At 68.9% G+C, this 17,863-nt stretch carries 14 protein-coding genes; 8 read left to right on the top strand and 6 right to left on the bottom strand.

What is annotated here, in order from left to right:
• Window positions 1-156: 156 nt before the first annotated feature.
• Window positions 157-681, bottom strand: a complete 525-nt coding sequence (locus E1181_RS11040) for a DUF4232 domain-containing protein (protein ID WP_235876676.1) — start codon at window positions 679-681, stop codon at window positions 157-159.
• A 330-nt stretch (window positions 682-1,011) separates the two neighbouring features.
• On the opposite strand from E1181_RS11040, the gene E1181_RS11035 reads away from it, so the two are divergent.
• Both E1181_RS11035 and E1181_RS11030 read left to right on the top strand, forming a co-directional pair.
• Window positions 1,012-1,803 (top strand): GH25 family lysozyme, encoded by a 792-nt coding sequence (locus E1181_RS11035; protein WP_132673888.1) that lies wholly within the window; start codon window positions 1,012-1,014, stop codon window positions 1,801-1,803.
• 226 nt (window positions 1,804-2,029) lie between these two features.
• Window positions 2,030-3,154 (top strand): hypothetical protein, encoded by a 1,125-nt coding sequence (locus tag E1181_RS11030; protein ID WP_207922104.1) that lies wholly within the window; start codon window positions 2,030-2,032, stop codon window positions 3,152-3,154.
• 1 nt (window position 3,155) lies between these two features.
• Here E1181_RS11030 and E1181_RS11025 read toward each other — a convergent pair whose 3' ends face one another.
• Window positions 3,156-4,208 (bottom strand): copper resistance D family protein, encoded by a 1,053-nt coding sequence (locus E1181_RS11025; protein ID WP_235876675.1) that lies wholly within the window; start codon window positions 4,206-4,208, stop codon window positions 3,156-3,158.
• Window positions 4,209-4,937: 729 nt separating this feature from the next.
• Between E1181_RS11025 and E1181_RS11020 the strand changes: the two genes are divergently transcribed.
• The 4 genes from E1181_RS11020 to E1181_RS11005 are packed head-to-tail and all read left to right on the top strand — an operon-like array spanning window position 4,938 to window position 9,125.
• Window positions 4,938-5,900, top strand: coding sequence for a DMT family protein (locus E1181_RS11020; protein WP_235876674.1), 963 nt, complete (start codon window positions 4,938-4,940; stop codon window positions 5,898-5,900).
• On the top strand, window positions 5,897-7,129 hold the full coding sequence (locus E1181_RS11015) for a glycosyltransferase (protein WP_132673886.1): 1,233 nt from the start codon (window positions 5,897-5,899) through the stop codon (window positions 7,127-7,129). Before E1181_RS11020 ends, E1181_RS11015 begins: the two co-directional genes overlap by 4 nt.
• A 26-nt stretch (window positions 7,130-7,155) precedes the next feature.
• Window positions 7,156-8,046, top strand: coding sequence for an alpha/beta fold hydrolase (locus E1181_RS11010; RefSeq protein WP_235876673.1), 891 nt, complete (start codon window positions 7,156-7,158; stop codon window positions 8,044-8,046).
• Window positions 8,043-9,125, top strand: a complete 1,083-nt coding sequence (locus tag E1181_RS11005; protein WP_132673884.1) for a glycosyltransferase family 4 protein — start codon at window positions 8,043-8,045, stop codon at window positions 9,123-9,125. The genes E1181_RS11010 and E1181_RS11005 overlap by 4 nt, the downstream gene beginning before the upstream one ends.
• On the opposite strand, the gene E1181_RS11000 is transcribed toward E1181_RS11005, so the two are convergent.
• Complete coding sequence (locus tag E1181_RS11000; protein WP_132673883.1) at window positions 9,119-9,535, bottom strand: peptidase inhibitor family I36 protein; 417 nt, start codon at window positions 9,533-9,535, stop codon at window positions 9,119-9,121. The two genes, E1181_RS11005 and E1181_RS11000, sit on opposite strands and share 7 nt — an antisense overlap.
• Before the next feature lie 246 nt (window positions 9,536-9,781).
• Here E1181_RS11000 and E1181_RS10995 point away from each other — a divergent pair, with 246 nt between their 5' ends.
• A complete protein-coding gene (locus tag E1181_RS10995; protein WP_132673882.1) occupies window positions 9,782-11,434 on the top strand; it encodes an FAD-binding dehydrogenase in 1,653 nt (550 codons plus the stop codon).
• 9 nt (window positions 11,435-11,443) lie between these two features.
• On the opposite strand, the gene E1181_RS10990 is transcribed toward E1181_RS10995, so the two are convergent.
• The 3 genes from E1181_RS10990 to E1181_RS10980 form a co-directional block, all read right to left on the bottom strand.
• Window positions 11,444-11,806, bottom strand: a complete 363-nt coding sequence (locus E1181_RS10990) for a hypothetical protein (protein ID WP_132673881.1) — start codon at window positions 11,804-11,806, stop codon at window positions 11,444-11,446.
• A 296-nt stretch (window positions 11,807-12,102) separates the two neighbouring features.
• Window positions 12,103-13,701, bottom strand: a complete 1,599-nt coding sequence (locus E1181_RS10985; protein WP_132673880.1) for a solute symporter family protein — start codon at window positions 13,699-13,701, stop codon at window positions 12,103-12,105.
• Window positions 13,698-14,114, bottom strand: coding sequence for a DUF485 domain-containing protein (locus E1181_RS10980; protein ID WP_132673879.1), 417 nt, complete (start codon window positions 14,112-14,114; stop codon window positions 13,698-13,700). Before E1181_RS10980 ends, E1181_RS10985 begins: the two co-directional genes overlap by 4 nt.
• A gap of 691 nt (window positions 14,115-14,805) precedes the next feature.
• Between E1181_RS10980 and E1181_RS10975 the strand changes: the two genes are divergently transcribed.
• The gene (locus E1181_RS10975) at window positions 14,806-17,844 is read left to right on the top strand and encodes a sensor histidine kinase (RefSeq protein WP_132673878.1); all 3,039 of its coding nucleotides are present in this window, start codon (window positions 14,806-14,808) and stop codon (window positions 17,842-17,844) included.
• The last annotated feature ends 19 nt before the right edge of the window (window positions 17,845-17,863 follow it).

Here is a 17,863-nt window from a genome sequence, read left to right as displayed (position 1 = left end):
TGCCCGTCTCGGTCAGCGGAGCGTTACGGTGACACACGAGGACCTCCTGGTGATCGGTGCAGATTGTGGTGATCCACACCGAACCCGGAGGTCCTCACTCATTCCAAGATCATCCGACCCCGTGTCAACCGTTCACAACCTCCCAAGGCACTACACCTAGTGGTAGGCGGTTTCTTCGATGGCGCCGGCGCCGCAGACGACATCGCCGGTCCACTCGACCGGAACCGGATCGGTCTCGTCCGGCGGGATGACCTGCAGGCCGGTCGGCGTGGGCTGGCACGGGTCGCCTTCGTCGCCGTGCGGGACGGCGCTCCAGTGCAGCGTCGCCGCGGCCGACTGGCCGGGCGAGAGCCCGATGAGCGCCGGTCCCGGGCCGGCCGCGCGGGCGACGTTCGTGGGAAGCGGGTTCCCGGCGGCATCGACCAGCTGCATTCCGCCGTAGCCGTAGATCGTGCAGAACTGGTCGCTGGTGTTGGTCAGCGACACGTCCGCGTAGCGCTGGCCCGCCCCGGCCTCGACCGGCGACATGCTGCCGGTCAGCTGCGAGGTGTGGCAGCGCGGATCGCGCGGCTGGTCCGGTGCGTCCTGCGCGTGAGCGGGCAGGCCCGCGCCCGCCAGCGCCCCAGCGGCCAGAAGTCCGACGGACGTCCGCAGAATGCGTGCTCCGATGTGCCGGTTCACGGCCATCACCCCCGTTCCCGCCGCCCCAGCGGGTTGGTTCGGTCATTGCTCTGCTGTTGGAAAGACGCCCTCCGGCGGAAATGGTTGCCCGCGCCGGAAAAACGGCGGTGCTTCGCGGGACCTCCTCCACTCTGCATCTCGTGAAGAAAACTCGCGACTAGGATCAGTGACTCACTGGAACAGGTGAGTGGAAATACGCACCGATTGCATTGCGTGCCGATCTCCTGGGGCTTTCGGGCGGCGATCTTAACCCGAATGGCGGAGCTGGCGGTTTGTTGGACTTCGATAGTTTGAGCAGCGGCAGAGGCCAGAACTTCAGGGGGTAAAAACATGGCCGAACGCATTCCCGGTATCGACGTAGCGCGGTACCAAGGGGAGCCGAACTGGGGAGCGGTGCGCGGCGCCGGATACGTCTTCACCTACATCAAGGCGACCGAGGGCATCGGATACGTCAGCCCCACGCTCGACGCCCAGCTCAACGGGGCGCGCGGGGCCGGCATGGTCACCGGGCTCTACCACTTCGCGCGACCGGACACCAACACGCCGCAGCAGGAGGCCGCCGACTTCGCCGCGCAGCTGGCGCGGACGAACTCCGCAGGCCCCGGCAACCTCCCGCCGTGCCTGGACATGGAGACCGAGGCGCCCAACCTCGGCGGCTGGATCAAGGGCTTCATCGACGCCCTCCGCGCCCACACCGGGCGCAACGAGATCGTCGTCTACGCCTCCAGCTCCTGGTTCCAGGACAAGATCGCCCCGGAGACCTGGGTGGATCCGGGCGTGTTCCTGTGGGTCGCGCACTACGGGCGCAACCCCGGGGAGCCCGGCTACATGACCGATCGCGTCGTGATCCACCAGCACGCCTCCGACGGGCAGGTACCCGGCATCGGCGGCGACACCGACCTCAACGTCTCGCTGGTGCCGCTGGAGGTGCTCACCGGAGCCGGAGCTCCGCCGCCACCGCCGCCCGCACCGCCGCAGGAGACCTACGTGGTGCAGCCGGGCGACACCCTGTCCGACATCGGTGCCAAGCTCGGCGTCGACTGGCGGGAGATCGCGCGGGTCAACGGAATCTCCGATCCCGACCTCATCTACGTCGGTCAGGTCCTCAGGATTCCGCGCTAGAGCGGCGTTCTCGTGATGGCCCGGGTGGTTGCGCCGCCCGGGCCATCGTGATGCGCAAGTGGCTGAATCGAGAGCGAACGCGAAAACAACGTGCCAGGAGTCACTTTCCGCCCGGCGCGCATTTCCTTTGGGAAAAGGTTCGCCCGGAATAACCGGTTCCTGGTTCTCGCTCGATCAACACGGGTTACCGTTTTCGTGAACATCACCCGAGGTGGAGGTGAACGCGATGGCGGACGTCGCTGCGCTGGTCCGGGCTCACTGGACCCGCGGTGCACCCGGCCGAGACGCGCCGGGCGAACTGGTCACGGCGTTGTACCGCTGGTGGGTCGTCGCGATGGTGCTCAAGATCCTCGGCGCCACGTGGGACATCTCCTGGCACTTCCGGTGGCTGCGGGACGACCTGGCGCCGCCGCACCTGCTCAACACCGTCGGCACGGTGATGGTGATCGGGCTGGTGGTCATCCACAGCTACACCGGCATCGGCGTCGACAAGGCCACGCTGCGCTGGATGCAGTGGGGGCTGGGGATCTTCCTCGTCGCCGCGCCGCTGGACGTGATCAACCACCGGGTCAACGGGCTGGACATCACCGCGTGGAGCCCGTCGCACGCCCTGCTCTACCTGGGAACCGGGCTGATGAGCATCGGCCTGCTGGTGGGCTGGAACCGCCTCGGCCGCGCCGACCGGTACTTCTACCCGGTCACCTGCTTCCTGTGGTTCACCGTGCTGGACAACTTCATGTTCCTCAACCAGCACCAGGAGTACGGCGTGCTCGGGCTGGCCGCGTGGGAGCGGGGAACGCCCTACGCCGAGGACAGCCTGCTGCAGTTCGCCGCCGATCAGCTGCACCGGCCGCTGGACTACATCGCGGTGGAGAACTTCACCCTGCCCACGCCCGACTGGCTGTACCCGAGCTGGGCGGTGCTGACCGGGCTGGGAACGCTGCTGCTCGCGCGGATCCTCGTCGGACGTCGCTGGACGGCCACCACGATCACCGTCGGGTACCTGGTCTTCCGCTGCGTCGCGTGGGCGCTGCTGGCCGCGGCCGGGTTCCCGATCTCCACCGTGCCGTTCTTCCTGCTGGTCGGGGCGCTGGCCATCGACCTGTCCTGCCAGCTGGTGATGCGGATGCGGCCGCTGGTCGGCGCGGTCGCGGTGACGGCCGCGGCCTACGCGGCCCTGTGGTTGCAGCACGCCTACATCGCCGCGCCGCCGTCGGACTTCGCCTCCGCGCTGTACGTGGTGGTGCTGCTGGCCGGGCTGTGGGGCGTGTTCGAACACCTGGGTTCCGGAGGGGTGCGCCGCATCGAGCAGCACCTGGCCGCGGTGCGCGACTGGCGCGTCCGCGGCTGAATCACACGATGACCGGGGCGCGGGAGAGGACGACGCCGAGTCCGTAGGCCACGCCCATGACGGCGACCTCGAAGGTCACCCAGGTGAGCAGGGCGGTCCGCTCGTGGCGCGCGATGCGCGGCACGAGCCGGAACCGCATCTGGGCGCCGACCACGGCCAGCAGCACCAGGCACAGCGCCTTGCCCAGGAGGATCTGGCCGTACTGGGTGGTGACGAGGCCGGTCAGACCGGCGTTCGGCGTGATGACCAGCTCCATCAGGCCGTTGAACAGGCCCGAAGCGCCGACCACGAGCAGCGCGAGCCCGGCGAGCTTGGAGAAGCGGGGCAGCGCTTCGGCGAGCAGGCCGCGCTGCGGCGCGACGAACAGCGCCACTGCGGCCAGCCCGCCGACCCACATGGCTGCGCCGACCACGTGCAGCTCCATCGAGATCATGCTGAAGTCGTGGTACTGCCAGTCGGTGGCGTGGCCGGTCAGCGGCATCGGCAGCAGCCCGAGCAGCGCGACGATGGTGCGCAGCTCGGTGGGCACCGACTCGCCGAAGCGCACCGCGAGCAGGCCGATGACCGCGCACAGCAGTCCGCCGCCCGCGCTGGCCAGCAGGCCGGGGCCGGCAGGCACGTCGTTGACGTAGGTGATCACCAGCGAGGTGGTGGCCGGAGCTCCCGGACTGGCTTCCATGGCCTGCAGGACCAGCGAGAACAGCGCGCTGAGCATCCACACCAGCGCGGTGATCACGGCGATCGGGCGGGCCTTGGCGAGCACGGGTTCGGTGCGCGCGGGCTGGTCGAAGCCGAGCAGCTTGGGCAGCATCGAGAGCCCGACGGTGGCCAGCGCCGCCAGGTCCAGCAGCGCCCGCATCACGGGGATGCCGAAGCGGACCAGGGGAGGCAGCGCGGGCAGTCCGGGGATGGTGCCGACGTCGGTGTAGGCCGTGGCGGCCAGCGCTGTCAGCAGCGCGGCACCCAGCAGAGCCACGACGACCAGCGCTTTGGCGTTGCGCGGGCGCTTCTGCTCGGTCTGCTCGCTCCCGGACACCGCTTCGTGAACAGCCACGTTCCGCATGATCTCACTCGAAGGTGGTTCGGCGAGCAGTAGTCGCATCAGATCACGCCTCGTGACGGAATTGTTCCTGAGCGCAAGGGCGGGTGGGCGACGTGATGTTCTCCATGTCGTTTGGGTCACCGTTTACCGCCGCATATGTTGATCTTCATTTTCGCCGATGTACCTGCTCCAAAGGCGTGTTCGGCGGAATGATTCCCATCCGGTCCATTTGTCCGGGGCCACTCGCCGCGCCTCGGGTGCCGTTGAGCGATGTGTTGCTGACAAAGTCCTCAGCGTTGTTGTTCTAGAGTCAGCGGCGTGATTCCGGCGGCGAGCGCACTTGTGCACCTGAAGTGTGCTACTCCCGTGCGCGATTCGCCGGGCCGTCGAGGAGTGTTCACCGGATCGGTTCCCGCGAATTCCACTCGACGTCGGACTGGTGGCGGACAATTCGTGGTCTGCTGTGACGCCGGGGCACCGGCACTACGGGATCACCCTGGGTTCACCCGGGGTAGGCCCGGGAACCCCCCGGGTGGCTCTGAAGCACGTCCCCGCAGCCAGGCGGCGGGAGCTCGGCACGACGGCGGTTCGCGGCCGGCCTCCGTCGCTGGAATGCGAGCGAGGATCGCCTCAGGGAAATTGGGGGTCCGGCCCCGGATGTGCGCCGGGCTCGCGAGACGCGAGATTGAGCGGTGTGAACGGACAGAGTGTCATGCAACGCGCGCTAGGGCGTGATGCGCGATGACCGCACTTGCGGTGGTGCTGGCGGCGCTGGGCGCCTGCGGATACGCGGTGGGCGCGCGCCTGCAGCACGCGGCCGTGCACGCCACGATGGACGGCGGCGGGCTCGGCCTGCGCAATCAGGCCCTGCTGGTCCGCAACCCGCGCTGGCTGGCCGGACTCGCCGCGCTCGGCGGCGGCGCGGTGCTGCACGTGTGCGCGCTGGGACTGGCCCCGCTGAGCGTCGTGCAGCCGATCGGCGTGCTCGCGCTGCCGCTCACCGTGCTGCTCAACCTGCGCGAGCAGGGCTACAGCCGGCGCGACGTCAACCCGAGCATGGCGCTGGCGGTGCTCGCCGCGACCGGTGGGCTCGCCGTGTTCGTCCTGCTGGCCGCGGGCAGCGCGACGCCGACGCCGGTCGGCGACGACGATCAGTTCACCGCCACCCAGATCGTCGCGGTGGCGGTCCTGCTGCTCGGCGTGGTCGCGGTCGCGACCCGCTCGAAGGTGCGCTGCGTGCTCTTCGCCGCGGGTTGCGCCGTGGCCTACGGGTACGTGTCGCTGATGGCTCGCGCCGTCGCCCAGCAGGTCGGGACCTGGGACCTGCTGGCGATCAACCTCCTGTCCGTTCTCGGCATCGCCGTGGCGATGGTCGCGGGTGGCTGGCTGCTGCAGCACGCCTACGCCAGCGGCCCGCCCGACCTGGTCGTGGCCTGCCTGACCGTCATCGACCCGCTGGTCGCCGTCGGCCTGGGCATCGGCCTGCTCGGCGAGGCCGACCACGTCAGCGGCTGGGTCGCCGCCGCTGAAGCGCTCTGCGCGCTGGTGGCCTGCGCCGGGGTGTTCGCCCTGGCACGCCACCACCCGGACAACACCGAACACCGCACATCGGACAGGCTGGACGTCGACCAGCCCCCGACAGAAGTTCCTGCCGCTACTGCCGAACACCGCACGTCCCCTCGTCCTAACGGGAGTTCCTCTTGACTTCGCAACCGTCGCGCAGGCACCCGCTGCGGATCGTGGTCGGTGCGACCACCTACCCGCCTCACGTCAACGGGGCCGCCAACTTCGGGCACCGGCTGGCCACCGGTCTGTCCGCACGCGGGCACGAGGTGCACGTGGTGTGCCACTCCGACACCCGCGAGCCGCGCACCGAGGTCGAAGACGGCGTTCTGGTGCACCGGGTGGGCTCCTACAGCTCGCCCTTCCACCCGTCGATCCGCGGCCTGATGCCGTGGCAGGCGCGGCAGGCCGACGCGCTGCTGGAGGAGATCCAGCCCGACGTCGTGCACGTGCAGTCGCACTTCTTCATCTGCCGCGGGCTGATCGACTCGGCTCGCAAGCGCGGCATCGGAGTGGTGGCCACCAACCACTTCATGCCGGAGAACATCTTCGGCTACTTCAAGATCCCTCCGTTCCTGCAGAACGCCGCCGGACGGCTGCTCTGGCACAACCTGGTCAAGCACTACCGCAAGGCGCAGATGGTCACCGCGCCGACGCCGCGCGCCGTGCAACTGCTGCAGGACAACGGTTTTGACCGCACAGCGCTGCCGGTGTCCTGCGGCATCGACGTCGACCGCTACCGGCGTCCGGCCGCGCGCTACCGGGAGCAGAACCCGGACCCGGAGACGCGGACCGTGCTGTTCGTCGGCAGGCTCGACGAGGAGAAGCACATCGACGACCTGCTGCGCGCCATGTCGTTGCTGCGCACCGAGGTCCGGAACCGCCTGGAGATCGTCGGCAACGGCGCTCGCCGGGAGGCGTTCGAGCAGCTGGCCGACGACCTCGGCATCGCCGACCGGGTCCACTTCCACGGTTTCCTCAGCGATGAGGAGCTCCTCGAGGCCTACGCCCGCGCCGACCTGTTCTGCATGCCCAGCATCGCCGAGCTGCAGAGCCTGGCCACCATGGAGGCCATGTCGGCCGCAACCCCGGTGGTGCTGGCCAACGCGATGGCGCTGCCGCACCTGTGCCGCCCGGGCGAGAACGGCTGGCTGTACCCGCCGCGCGACGTGCACGCGCTCGCGGGTGCGATCGGCGACGTGCTCGCCGACCGCGCCACGATCGACCGGATGGGCCAGGCCAGCCAGCGGCTGGTCTCCCGGCACGACATCGAACAGGTCCTGGGCCGCTTCGAGTCGCTCTACCACCACGTGATCGACCCGGACAGCGCCGTGGAACTCGACGAGATCAGCACCGAGCTGGCGAGCTGACCATGATCGTTCCGGACCTGCACCCAATGGAGCGTGTAGCTCGGATCAACGGCTCCGACCTGCACTACTGGGTCTACCGCGAGGAGCTCGGGGCCACCGCCGAGACGGTGCTGATCGTGCACGGGCTGCGCGGCACGCACCACGGCCTGGAGCTCATCGCCGCCGGCCTGACCGGCAGGCGCGTCGTGATCCCGGACCTGCCCGGGTTCGGGGACTCCGGGCCGATGAACACGCGGCACGACGTCGCCGGCTACGCCGAGGCGATCACCGAGCTGATCGGTCGGCTCGGTGGCGCCGAGCGGCCGCTCGTGCTGATCGGGCATTCGTTCGGTTCGATCATCGCCTCCCGTCTGGCTGCGTTGAACCCGTCCTTGGTGCGCCGGTTGGTGCTGATCAACCCCATCGCCCAGTCCGCGTTGCGCGGTCCGCACGCGGCCCTGGCCGGTCTGACCGCCGCCTACTACACGCTCGGCGAGCGGTTGCCCTCCCGCGCCGGGCGGTCGCTGCTGACCAACCGGTGGGTGGTGCTGGCGGCCAGCCGGGCGATGACGCGGACCCGGGACAAGCAGCTGCGCGGGTTCATCGACGACAACCACCTGCGGCACTTCAGCCGGTTCCACTCGCCGTCCGTGGTCAACCAGTCCTTCCAGGCTTCGGTGACTCACACCGTGACCGACTACGCCGACCAGCTGTCGATGCCGGTGCTGCTGGTGGCCGGTGAGCACGACGAGATCGCCCCGCTGGCGGGTCAGCGCGCGCTGGCGGCGCGATTGCCCGACGCCGAGCTCGTGGTCATCGCCGACGTGGGACACCTGGTGCACTACGAGACCCCCGACGCCGCGGCGGCCGAGATCGTGCGGTTCCTGGGGCGCAGCGACCACCGCGAGAAGGTCGCGATCCCGGAGCAGAGCCGATGAACCTCGTGGTCGACGCGCGCTGGACGCGCACCGATCAGCACGACGGCATCAGCCGTTACGGCGCGAGCCTCATCGAAGCACTGCACCACCTCCATCCCGTGACGATGCTGATCCACGACGAGCGGCAGCTGGACCTGCTGCCCGACGGGGTTCCGCACGTGCTGATCAACAGCCCGTTCTCGCCGCGCGAGCTGTGGGTCTCGCGCACCCTGAACCGGTTGGGCGCCGACGTGGTGTTCAGCCCGATGCAGATCATCGGCGGGTTCCGGCGCGACTACCGGCTGGTTCTCACGCTGCACGACCTCATCTACTACCGGCACCCGGAGCCGCCGGGGTTCCTGCCGCAGCTGGTGAAGATCGCCTGGCGGCTCTACCACAAGGCGTTCTGGCCGCAGCGCGTGATGCTCAACCGCGCCGACGCCGTGGTGACCGTCAGCAACACCACCCGCCGGTTGATCGAGCGGTACCGGCTGACGCGCAGGCCGGTCACCGTCGTGCACAACGCACCGCAGCCGCAGACCGCCCGGAGTTCACCACCAGGAACGGGTGGAGGACCGTGCGAGCTGGTGTACATGGGTTCGTTCATGCCGTACAAGGACGTGGAAACGTTGTTGGCGGGCATGGCTTTCCTTCCTGGTCACCGGCTGCACCTGGTCAGCCGGATCGCACCGCAGCGCGAGGCCGAACTGCGCGAGCAGCTGCCGCCGGGGGCGGACGTGGTGTTCTGGCGGGGGATCGGGGAGGACGAGTACCAGCAGCTGCTGGCTCGGGCGAGCGCGCTGGTCACCGCCTCGCGGGACGAGGGTTTCGGGTTGCCGGTCATCGAGGCGATGAACGCGGGGACGCCGGTGGTCTGCAGCGATCTGGAGATCTTCCACGAGGTCACCGGCGGGCACGCGAAGTTCTTCGAGTCGGGGAGGCCGAAGGACTTCGCCGATGCCGTGCGCGCGCTGGAGGACGACGACGCCCGCGCCGATCTGGTCGAGGCGGCCCGGTCCCAGGCGGCGAAGTTCACCTGGCAGAACTCCGCCGAACGACTCCTGGACCTGGTGCGGAACCTGACCGGCCGCGGTCAGTGACTCCAGACCTGAATGGCCCGAGCCACGTAACCGGCCTGCGGGGTCTGCGATCCTGATGGGTGGGTGTCGAAGTCGGCCTCCTCATCGCAGTGCGGATCCTGGTAGACGGTCACGGGATGACCGGTGTTGTTCGCGAAGGACTTCGCCTCCCAACCGGTTTCGAGCGTGACGCACTGCTCGATGCCGGTGGCCCGCAGCGCGAGCTCGCGCGGCTGACCACCGAACCCGGTCTCAGGCCAGACGCAGAAAGACCCTGCGGGACAACTGGTTCGGTTCACCTCGGCGTCGGCCGGTGGGCCGGCCAGCAGCGCGGCCAGCGACAGAACCGCCGTGAGCACCAGCCCCAGCGCGAGCGACCAGCGGGATCGGAACCGGTCGGTGGCCGACCGGGGGAGGGCGTAGGAGGACATGGCGGAAATCCTTTCGCTGGGTTGGAATTCGTTCCGGGTGCGGCGTCGATCGCCGCGTTGGAGCAAGATTGGCGGCACCGCGGAGCCGTTTCCAGCGAATTGGCCGGATACACCACCTACGGGTGGTTTCCCAGGCGTGGAAATCCATTCCGGGACACCCGGAGATCGACTCGCGATCCCTGCCGGATACACCACGATTGAGGTATAAAGTCCACCACTACCCGTCGGTAATAGCGGAGGTCGGCGATGGCGCTGGACGCTGATGTGATCGTGGTGGGCGCGGGCCTGGCAGGCCTGGTCGCCACCGCGGAACTGGCCGATGCCGGTCGCCGCGTGGTGCTCCTCGACCAAGAACCCGAGGCTTCCCTGGGAGGTCAGGCGCACTGGTCCTTCGGCGGGTTGTTCCTGGTGGACTCCCCGGAGCAGCGCAGGCTCGGCGTGCGCGACTCCCACGAACTCGCCCTCCAGGACTGGATGGGCACCGCGGCCTTCGACCGCGAGGAGGACCACTGGCCCCGCCGGTGGGCCGAGGCGTACGTCGACTTCGCCTCCGGCGAGAAGCGCGCGTGGCTGACCGCGCAGGGCGTGAAGTTCTTCCCGCTCGTGCAGTGGGCCGAACGCGGCGGTTACCTCGCCTGCGGACACGGCAACTCGGTGCCGCGCTTCCACGTCACCTGGGGCACCGGTCCCGGCGTGCTCGAACCGTTCCTCCGCCGAGTCCGCGAGGCCGAGGCCAAGGGCCTCGTCGAGCTGCGGTTCCGGCACCGGGTCACCGAGCTGGTCACCACCGGCGGAGCCGTCACCGGCGTGCGCGGCAAGGTGCTCATCCCCAGCGACGCCGAACGCGGCCAGCCGAGCCCTCGAAAGACCAAGGGGGAGTTCGAACTCTCCTCGCAGGCGGTGGTCGTCACCTCCGGGGGCATCGGCGGAAACCTCCCGCTGGTGCGCAAGAACTGGCCCAAGCGCCTGGGCAAACCGCCGAAGAGCATGATCGCCGGAGTTCCCGACCACGTCGACGGGCGGATGCTCGAGGTCGTGGCCAAGACCGGTGGCCGGATCATCAACCCGGACCGGATGTGGCACTACACCGAGGGAATCCGCAACTACGCCCCGGTGTGGACCAGGCACGGCATCCGCATCCTGCCCGGCCCCTCGTCGCTGTGGCTGGACGCGAACGGCAACCGGCTGCCCGCGCCGCTGTTCCCCGGATTCGACACCCTGGGAACGCTGGAGCACATCATGGGCACCGGCCACGAGCACACGTGGTTCGTGCTCAACCGGCGCATCATCAGCCGCGAGTTCGCCCTGTCGGGATCCGAGCAGAACCCCGACCTCACCGGCCGCAGCGTCCGCCAGCTGCTGCAACGCGGCGGCGGTGCCACTCCCGGACCGGTCATGGAGTTCGTGCGGCGCGGTGAGGACTTCATCGTCCGCAACAGCGTCGCCGCACTTGCAGAAGGCATGAACGAGCTCGGCGACGGCCACATCGACGCCGCCGAGCTCGAACGCACCATCATCGAGCGGGACCGCCAGGTCACCTCAGGGCTCGGCAAGGACCTGCAGATCAACGCGATCCGGGAGGCCCGCCGCTACGCGGTGGACCGGCTGATCCGGGTGGCTGAGCCCCACCGGCTGCTGGACCCGGCGGCCGGGCCCCTCATCGCGGTGAAGCTCAACCTGCTGACCCGCAAGACCCTCGGTGGCCTGGAGACCGACCTGGACGGCCGGGTGCTCACCGATGGGGTGACGCCGCTGGACGGGCTCTACGCGGCCGGAGAGGTCGCCGGCTTCGGTGGCGGCGGCGTGCACGGATACCGAGCCCTGGAAGGCACCTTCCTCGGTGGCTGCCTGTTCTCGGGCAGGCAGGCCGGAAGGGCCGCAGCTGCGGCGGTGGGTTGAAAAAGGGAATCAGATGAAGCAGCCGCTCACGAATCCTGAAATCTGGCTGCGCTCATCAGTCACGTCGAGCCATTCCGAAACGGCCCGTCCGTCCTCGCAGACAACGGTTTCGCCGATCACCCTGCGGTGAATCGTCGCCGTGTCCCCGGGATTGCCGATTCCCCGCACCGAGGCGTGCGTTCCGGGCTCCGAGCGGATCCGGGTGCCGAAGGCGAGGAAGTCGGTGGTGTCCTGCTCAGGGGCCGCGTGCGCGGCCTGGACCAGGACATCTCTGATTTCGAGGGCGATGGTGGCGATGTGAGTTCCGAGCCCGGAGATGGGCACGATCGCCGCCACCGCCATGCCTAACAGGGCATTCCGAAGCTTGCGCATCACAACCCCCACTTGGCCCGCCAGTTCGCTTTTCGACCGGATTTTCGGCGAAGTTCTGCGTTGGTCGGGACGGTTCCCAGTTTATTGACCAGAACCCGGATTCAGCAGTATCCGATCGGGTAAGACGATTTCGTGCGGGGCACGCACGAAGACCGGTGACGCGCAGCGGTCGGGACTCCTTCGGCAACACCTCGGGTGAGTGAGCGGACGACCAACATCGACGCGGTCCGCGACGACGAAGGCGCCGGCGGACCGCTTGGTCCGCCGGCGCCCTTCGAACACGTGTGCCGCGCAGGTCAGCCGGTGCGCGAGCCGATCCCCGTGAGGGAGCGGACCTCCATCTCGGCCAGACGTTCGACGTCCTGCTCGGACTTGCCCACGAAGGTGCCGATGGCGGCGAACAGGAACGAGATCGGGATCGAGACGATGCCCGGGTTCTTCAGCGGGAAGAACGCGAAGTCCACGCTCGGGATGATCGAATCCGGCGAGCCCGACACGACCGGCGAGAAGATCACCAGCAGCAGGCAGGAGATGAGCCCGCTGTAGATGCCCCAGAGCGTGCCGGTGGTGTTGAACCGCTTCCAGAACAGCGTGTACAGCAGCGTGGAGAGGTTGGCCGAGGCGGCGAAGGCGAACGCCAGACCGACCAGGAACGCCACGTTCTGGCCCATCACCAGGATGCCGCCGCCGATGGAGACCACGCCGATGACCAGCGCCGTCATGCGCGCCACCCACACCACGCGGTCGGAGTCGACCTCACCGCCGCGGACCACGCTGGCGTACACGTCGTGCGCGAACGACGCCGACGCGGTCAGCGTCAGGCCTGCGACCACCGCCAGGATGGTGGCGAAGGCGACGGCCGAGATGATGCCCAGCAGGACCGTGCCGCCGATCTGGTAGGCCAGCAGCGGTGCCGCCGAGTTCTCCGCACCGGGCGCGGCCAGGATCGCCTCGCTGCCGACCAGGGCGCTCGCGCCGTAGCCGATGATCAGCGTGCACAGGTAGAAGATCGCCATCGTCCAGGTTGCCCACACCACCGAGCGTCGCGCCTCGCGCGCGTTGGGAACGGTGTAGAAGCGCATCAGCACGTGCGGCAGACCGCCGACGCCGAGCACCAGCGCCAGCGACAGCGAGACGAAGTCCAGCTTGGTCATGTCGGACTTGCCGTACTGCGCACCCGGAGCGAAGATCGCGCGTCCGTGCGGGTTGTTGTCCGCGGCGGCGCGCAGCAGCTCGGACATGCTGTAGCCGAACTTGCCGAGCAGGAAGATCGTGATCAGCACGGCGCACACCACGAGCATTGTGGCCTTGATGATCTGCACCCACGTGGTGCCTTTCATGCCGCCGACCAGCACGTAGACCATCATGACGGCGCCGACGCCGACCATCACCAGCATCTGTCCGACGTGGCCGTGCACGTTGAGCAGCAGCGCCACCAGACCACCGGCACCGGCGATCTGGGCGATCATGTACATGACCGTGATGGCGAGGGTGGACGTCGCCGCCGCGGCGCGCACCGGGCGCTGCTTCATCCGGAAGCTGAGCACGTCGCCCATGGTGAAGCGGCCGGTGTTGCGGGTGCGTTCGGCCAGCAGCAGCAGGTTGACCAGCCAGGCGACCAGGAAGCCGATGCTGTAGAGGAAACCGTCGTAGCCGTAGATGGCGATCGCGCCGGCGATGCCCAGGAACGACGCGGCCGACAGGTAGTCACCGGACAGCGCGATGCCGTTCTGCACACCGCTGAAGGCGCTGCCGGCGACGAAGTAGTCGCTGGCCGTGCCGCGGTTGCTGACGCGGTAGACGATGAACAGCGTGATCAGCACGAACGCCGCGAAGACGCTGGTGTTGATGATGACGCTGTCGTCGGGGATGACGTGGGGTTGGGCAAGGTTCATCGGTCGAACTCTCCGGCCTGCTCACGGATCTCGTCGACGCGCGGGTCGATGTGGCGGCGGGCGAACCTGACGTAGAGGGTGGTCAGCCCGACGGTGGTCACGAACTGCCCGATTCCCAGCAGCAATCCGACGTTGACGTCGCCCACGACGGGCTTCGCCAGCTCCTCCGGGAAGTACGCCGCGGCCACCACGTAGCCCAAGTACCAGATGAGGAAAAACGCCGTCGCGGGGAAAACGAACCATTTAAGTCGACGGCGGAGGCTGCGGAATTCGGCGCTCTGCTGGATTGCGGTGAAATCGGGCCGGTCGGCGGTTGTGCGAACCGCGCTCTTCTCGATTCCGCCGAACGCCGCGCGTTGATTTCCGGGCTCGCGGGGGGAACCGCGCAGCGCGGATTGCGTTGCGTTGCTCATGCATCCTTCCTGGGGCTTCAGGGTGTGCCGGCCGGGGTCGCCGAGCTGGCGGAGGCGGGCAATTCTTACCACTGTTCTACCGCTATCGACACTGTGGGGAGCACCACCTGCGGATTTCCATTTCACCCGTCTGAGCAGGAACGGAGCCGAGAGCCCGCGACGGGTGGGCGACTCTCGGTTACTGGCTGGTAAGGCCAGGTCAGAGACCTGCCTCTTCAAGATCGAAAGTCGCTGACCAGGCGTTACAGCCTCTCTCGAGGAAGAGTTCAGGGCTCGTTTTAGTCCGAACGGGTGAAATTGCGTGAAGCGCTCCCGAACTGATCGAACACTCGGCGTGATCTCGCCTGTTTGGCGTAGCACATTGCGAAAAAGCCCCCGGTGCTTTCCTTGCGGCAGGGGCATATAGTGCTTGGACACTGAGAGGTAGTCGTGCGAACGGGAAGGGTCACGGTTCGATACCAGTGTCCGGAATGTACCGGCCGGGGAAGTCATTGGTGACGCTGAGTATCGACGAGATCGTGAAGGCAGGGAGTCTCGCGTTGGTTCGTCGGCCCCGCGCCCTCCCGGCATGCCTGCCTTTCACCCCAGACCATCAGCACGACGATTGCGGGACCGCACGCATGCGCCGTTCGCCTACGCTTTGTTCGACACGCCTGCTTGACCAGCGCGGAGACGCACAGGGAGATCGCTCGTGAGCGGGGACCGGCGGCCCGCCGGCGTCCTGCAGTGGCGCAACTGGTCGCTGCCCACGAAGCTGGCCGCCGTCGTGCTGGTGCCCGTCCTGTTCGCGATCACGCTCGGTGTCGGCCAGATCCAGTGGCAGGTCGACCAGGCCGACCAGTACGGCCGGGTCGCGCAGGTGCTCGACGCCGAAGACCAGCTGGAGCCGCTGACCAGCGGTCTGCAGCTGGAGCGCAACCACGCCGTGGAGAACCTCGTCGGTGACGGCCAGATCGGTGCCTTCACCGAGCAGGTCGGCGCCACCGACAAGGCGGCCGAGAACCTGCGGGCCATCCTCACCGAGAACGACGTCTACACCGACGTCGTCCACGAGCGCTTCGCCGAAACCCGCAAGGCGCTGGACGGACTGGCCGCGGTGCGCGCCGGTGTTCAGGCCAAGCGGGTCACCGCCATGCAGGCCGTCGGCGCCTACAGCCAGGCCGTGCGCGCGGCGCTCGCGCTGGACCGCGCGCTGACCACCAGCGTCGCCGACCCCCAGATCTCCAGCACCGCGACCGCGCTGACCGACCTGCTCAGCCTGACCGAGGAGGTCCGGCTCCAGCAGGCGCTGGTGCTGTCCGGGCTGCGCGACGGCTCGCTGGACGCGCCCACGCTCGACAACCTCTCCGGTTCCCGAGCCCGGCTGCTGTCCAAGATCAACGACGCGAGCTCCGGTGTGGCCAAGCACTGGCAGAAGCGCCTCGCGGAGCAGCTCCAGGTCCCGGCGATCGTGCAGCGCAACCAGATGCTCGGCGTGATCGTCTTGGAGAGCACCGACCGCAAGTCCAGCGGGGGCTTCTCGGTCGAGCGCGAGGCGTGGAACAGCGCCAGCGATGGCTCCGCGGCGACCATTGAAGGCGGTCGCGGCGAGCTGGCGGTCGAGGTCCGCACCATCGCGCAGGGCCTGGCCGACGACGCCAGCGACCGCGCCGGGTGGGACTCGGTGATGCTGCTGGCCTCGCTGATCGCCGCCGCCGGCGTGATCATCATGATCAGCCGTCAGCTGCTCGGTTCGCTGCGCGAACTGCGGATCGGCGCGCTGGACGCGGCCGAGTACGACCTGCCCTCGGCGGTGACCGCGGTCCGCCAGGGCAAGGGCGCCGAGGCCGAGGTGCCGCCGCTGCCGATCAACACCACCGAAGAGGTCGGCCAGGTGGCGCGGGCCTTCGACGAGGTCAACCGGCAGGCGCTGCGACTGGCCGTCGAGCAGGCCGACCTGCGCCGCGGCTACAGCGACGCGTTCGTCAGCGTCTCCCGCCGCAGCCAGGCCCTGCTGGAGCGCCAGCTGCGCCTGTTCGAGGAGCTGGAGCAGGACGAGGAAGACCCCGACCAGCTGTCCAGGCTCTTCCAGCTCGACAACCTCGCGACCCGGATGCGCCGGAACAACGAGAACCTCATGGTGCTCTCCGGCAGCGACCTGGCCCGCCGCTTCACCCAGCCCACCGAGCTCGCCGACGTGCTGCGCTCGTCGGTCTCGGAGATCGAGCAGTACCCGCGGATCGCGGTGCAGCCGACCCCGTCGGTGAAGCTGCGCGGCAACACCGCCAGCGACCTGGTGCGCCTGATCGCCGAGCTGATGGACAACGGCGCGAACTTCTCCGCGCCGGACACCGTCGTAACCGTCTCCAGCTACCAGTCCGGCGACGGCACGGTCGTTCTCGACGTCCTCGACAACGGCATCGGCATGGGCGACGACGACCTGGCCTCCGCCAACGAGAGGCTCGCCCGCGTCGCCGAGGACGACATCTCGACCTCGCGCCGGATGGGCCTGTTCGTGGCCGGACGCCTGGCCGCGCGGCACGGCATCAGCATCGAGCTGCACGGCGGTCCCGACGTCGAGGGCGTGCGCGCCACCGTGCTGGTCCCCGCCGAGCACGTGGTCTCCGCCCAGCCGAGCGGCCAGTCGCAGATGCCGCCCGCGGCACCGCCCGCGCAGGTCAACGGACACTCGATGCCGGGATTGCAGACCTCGTTCCCGGGTGCGGGTTCGCCGCTGCCGCAGCGGGTTCCCGACCAGCACCGTCCCGAGGACGACGGCTGGCAGACCCACGAGCCGGCCTGGGCCCAGAACGACGAGCCGAGCTGGGCGCGCAGCGAAGAACCGAGCTGGGCGCACAGCGACGACGACTACAACGCCAACGCGCCGACCAGCCTGTTCGAGCCGATCTTCCCGCACGACCAGGCCGAGCGCTCGGGCCAGTTCGACGGGAGCGGGTTCTTCGACTCCGGCTCCGGCCAGGGCAACGACTTCTTCACCCCGGCCGGAGGCGAGGACTCGCAGACCAACAGCTTCTTCGAGTCCTCCCTGGACTACGACCAGCCCGTGACCGGCGAGGAGCCCGACGAGCCCGCCGAGGAACCGGCCCGCAACGACCTGGCGGGGCAGTGGTTCATGCCCGCGGCGTCGGACTCGATCTCGGAGACCGGCGAGTTCCACTGGCCGGAGACCAAGGACGGCGACTCCGCGCTGTTCACCCCGGAGAAGCCGGCCGAGGACGACGAACCGCAGCTGACCTCGTCCGGTCTGCCGCAGCGCAAGCCGCGCAACCGGACGGCGGCTGAGCCCACCGCCGAGGAAGCTCCCCAGAGCCGCAGCGCCGAGGACATCAGCAAGCAGCTGGCGCACAACGGCGTCCAGTTCGGGCACACCGACCCGGAATCGGCGTTCAAGCCGTGGCCGCCGGACGCCTCAGAGCAGGCTCCCGAACTGCCCCAGCCCCAGCCCTGGATCCCGCAGACCCCGGAAGCGCAAGCCTGGGACTTCGCCGCGGACAAGGCGCGCGAGGCGGCGGAAGCCGCCGCGAACCCGCAGGAGGCGTCGTTCACCAGCGCCGGGCTGCCCCGGCGCAAGCCGAAGGCGAACCTGGTTCCGGGAAGCGTGTCCAACCAGTCCCAGCAGGAGAGTCAGCCACGACGCTTCCAGCGCGACCCGAACGCGTTGCGCAGCAGGCTGTCCGACTTCCAGGGCGGCGTCAGCCGTGGCCGGCACCGGATGACCGACGAGGGCTGAGTGGTGGACACACGCGAGA

The organism is Saccharopolyspora terrae (genome assembly GCF_004348435.1).
Taxonomy (GTDB): domain Bacteria; phylum Actinomycetota; class Actinomycetes; order Mycobacteriales; family Pseudonocardiaceae; genus Saccharopolyspora; species Saccharopolyspora endophytica.
This window is presented reverse-complemented; position numbering and strand designations above follow the sequence as displayed.

Bases quoted from the DNA above. Each gene is read 5' to 3' on its own strand.
- E1181_RS11030 (WP_207922104.1), top strand. From the start codon at position 2,030: ATGGCGGACGTCGCTGCGCTGGTCCGGGCTCACTGGACCCGCGGTGCA.
- E1181_RS11020 (WP_235876674.1), top strand. From the start codon at position 4,938: ATGACCGCACTTGCGGTGGTGCTGGCGGCGCTGGGCGCCTGCGGATAC.
- E1181_RS10985 (WP_132673880.1), bottom strand. From the start codon at position 13,701: ATGAACCTTGCCCAACCCCACGTCATCCCCGACGACAGCGTCATCATC.
- E1181_RS10990 (WP_132673881.1), bottom strand. From the start codon at position 11,806: ATGCGCAAGCTTCGGAATGCCCTGTTAGGCATGGCGGTGGCGGCGATC.
- E1181_RS11005 (WP_132673884.1), top strand. From the start codon at position 8,043: ATGAACCTCGTGGTCGACGCGCGCTGGACGCGCACCGATCAGCACGAC.
- E1181_RS10980 (WP_132673879.1), bottom strand. From the start codon at position 14,114: ATGAGCAACGCAACGCAATCCGCGCTGCGCGGTTCCCCCCGCGAGCCC.
- E1181_RS11010 (WP_235876673.1), top strand. From the start codon at position 7,156: ATGGAGCGTGTAGCTCGGATCAACGGCTCCGACCTGCACTACTGGGTC.
- E1181_RS10995 (WP_132673882.1), top strand. From the start codon at position 9,782: ATGGCGCTGGACGCTGATGTGATCGTGGTGGGCGCGGGCCTGGCAGGC.
- E1181_RS11035 (WP_132673888.1), top strand. From the start codon at position 1,012: ATGGCCGAACGCATTCCCGGTATCGACGTAGCGCGGTACCAAGGGGAG.
- E1181_RS11000 (WP_132673883.1), bottom strand. From the start codon at position 9,535: ATGTCCTCCTACGCCCTCCCCCGGTCGGCCACCGACCGGTTCCGATCC.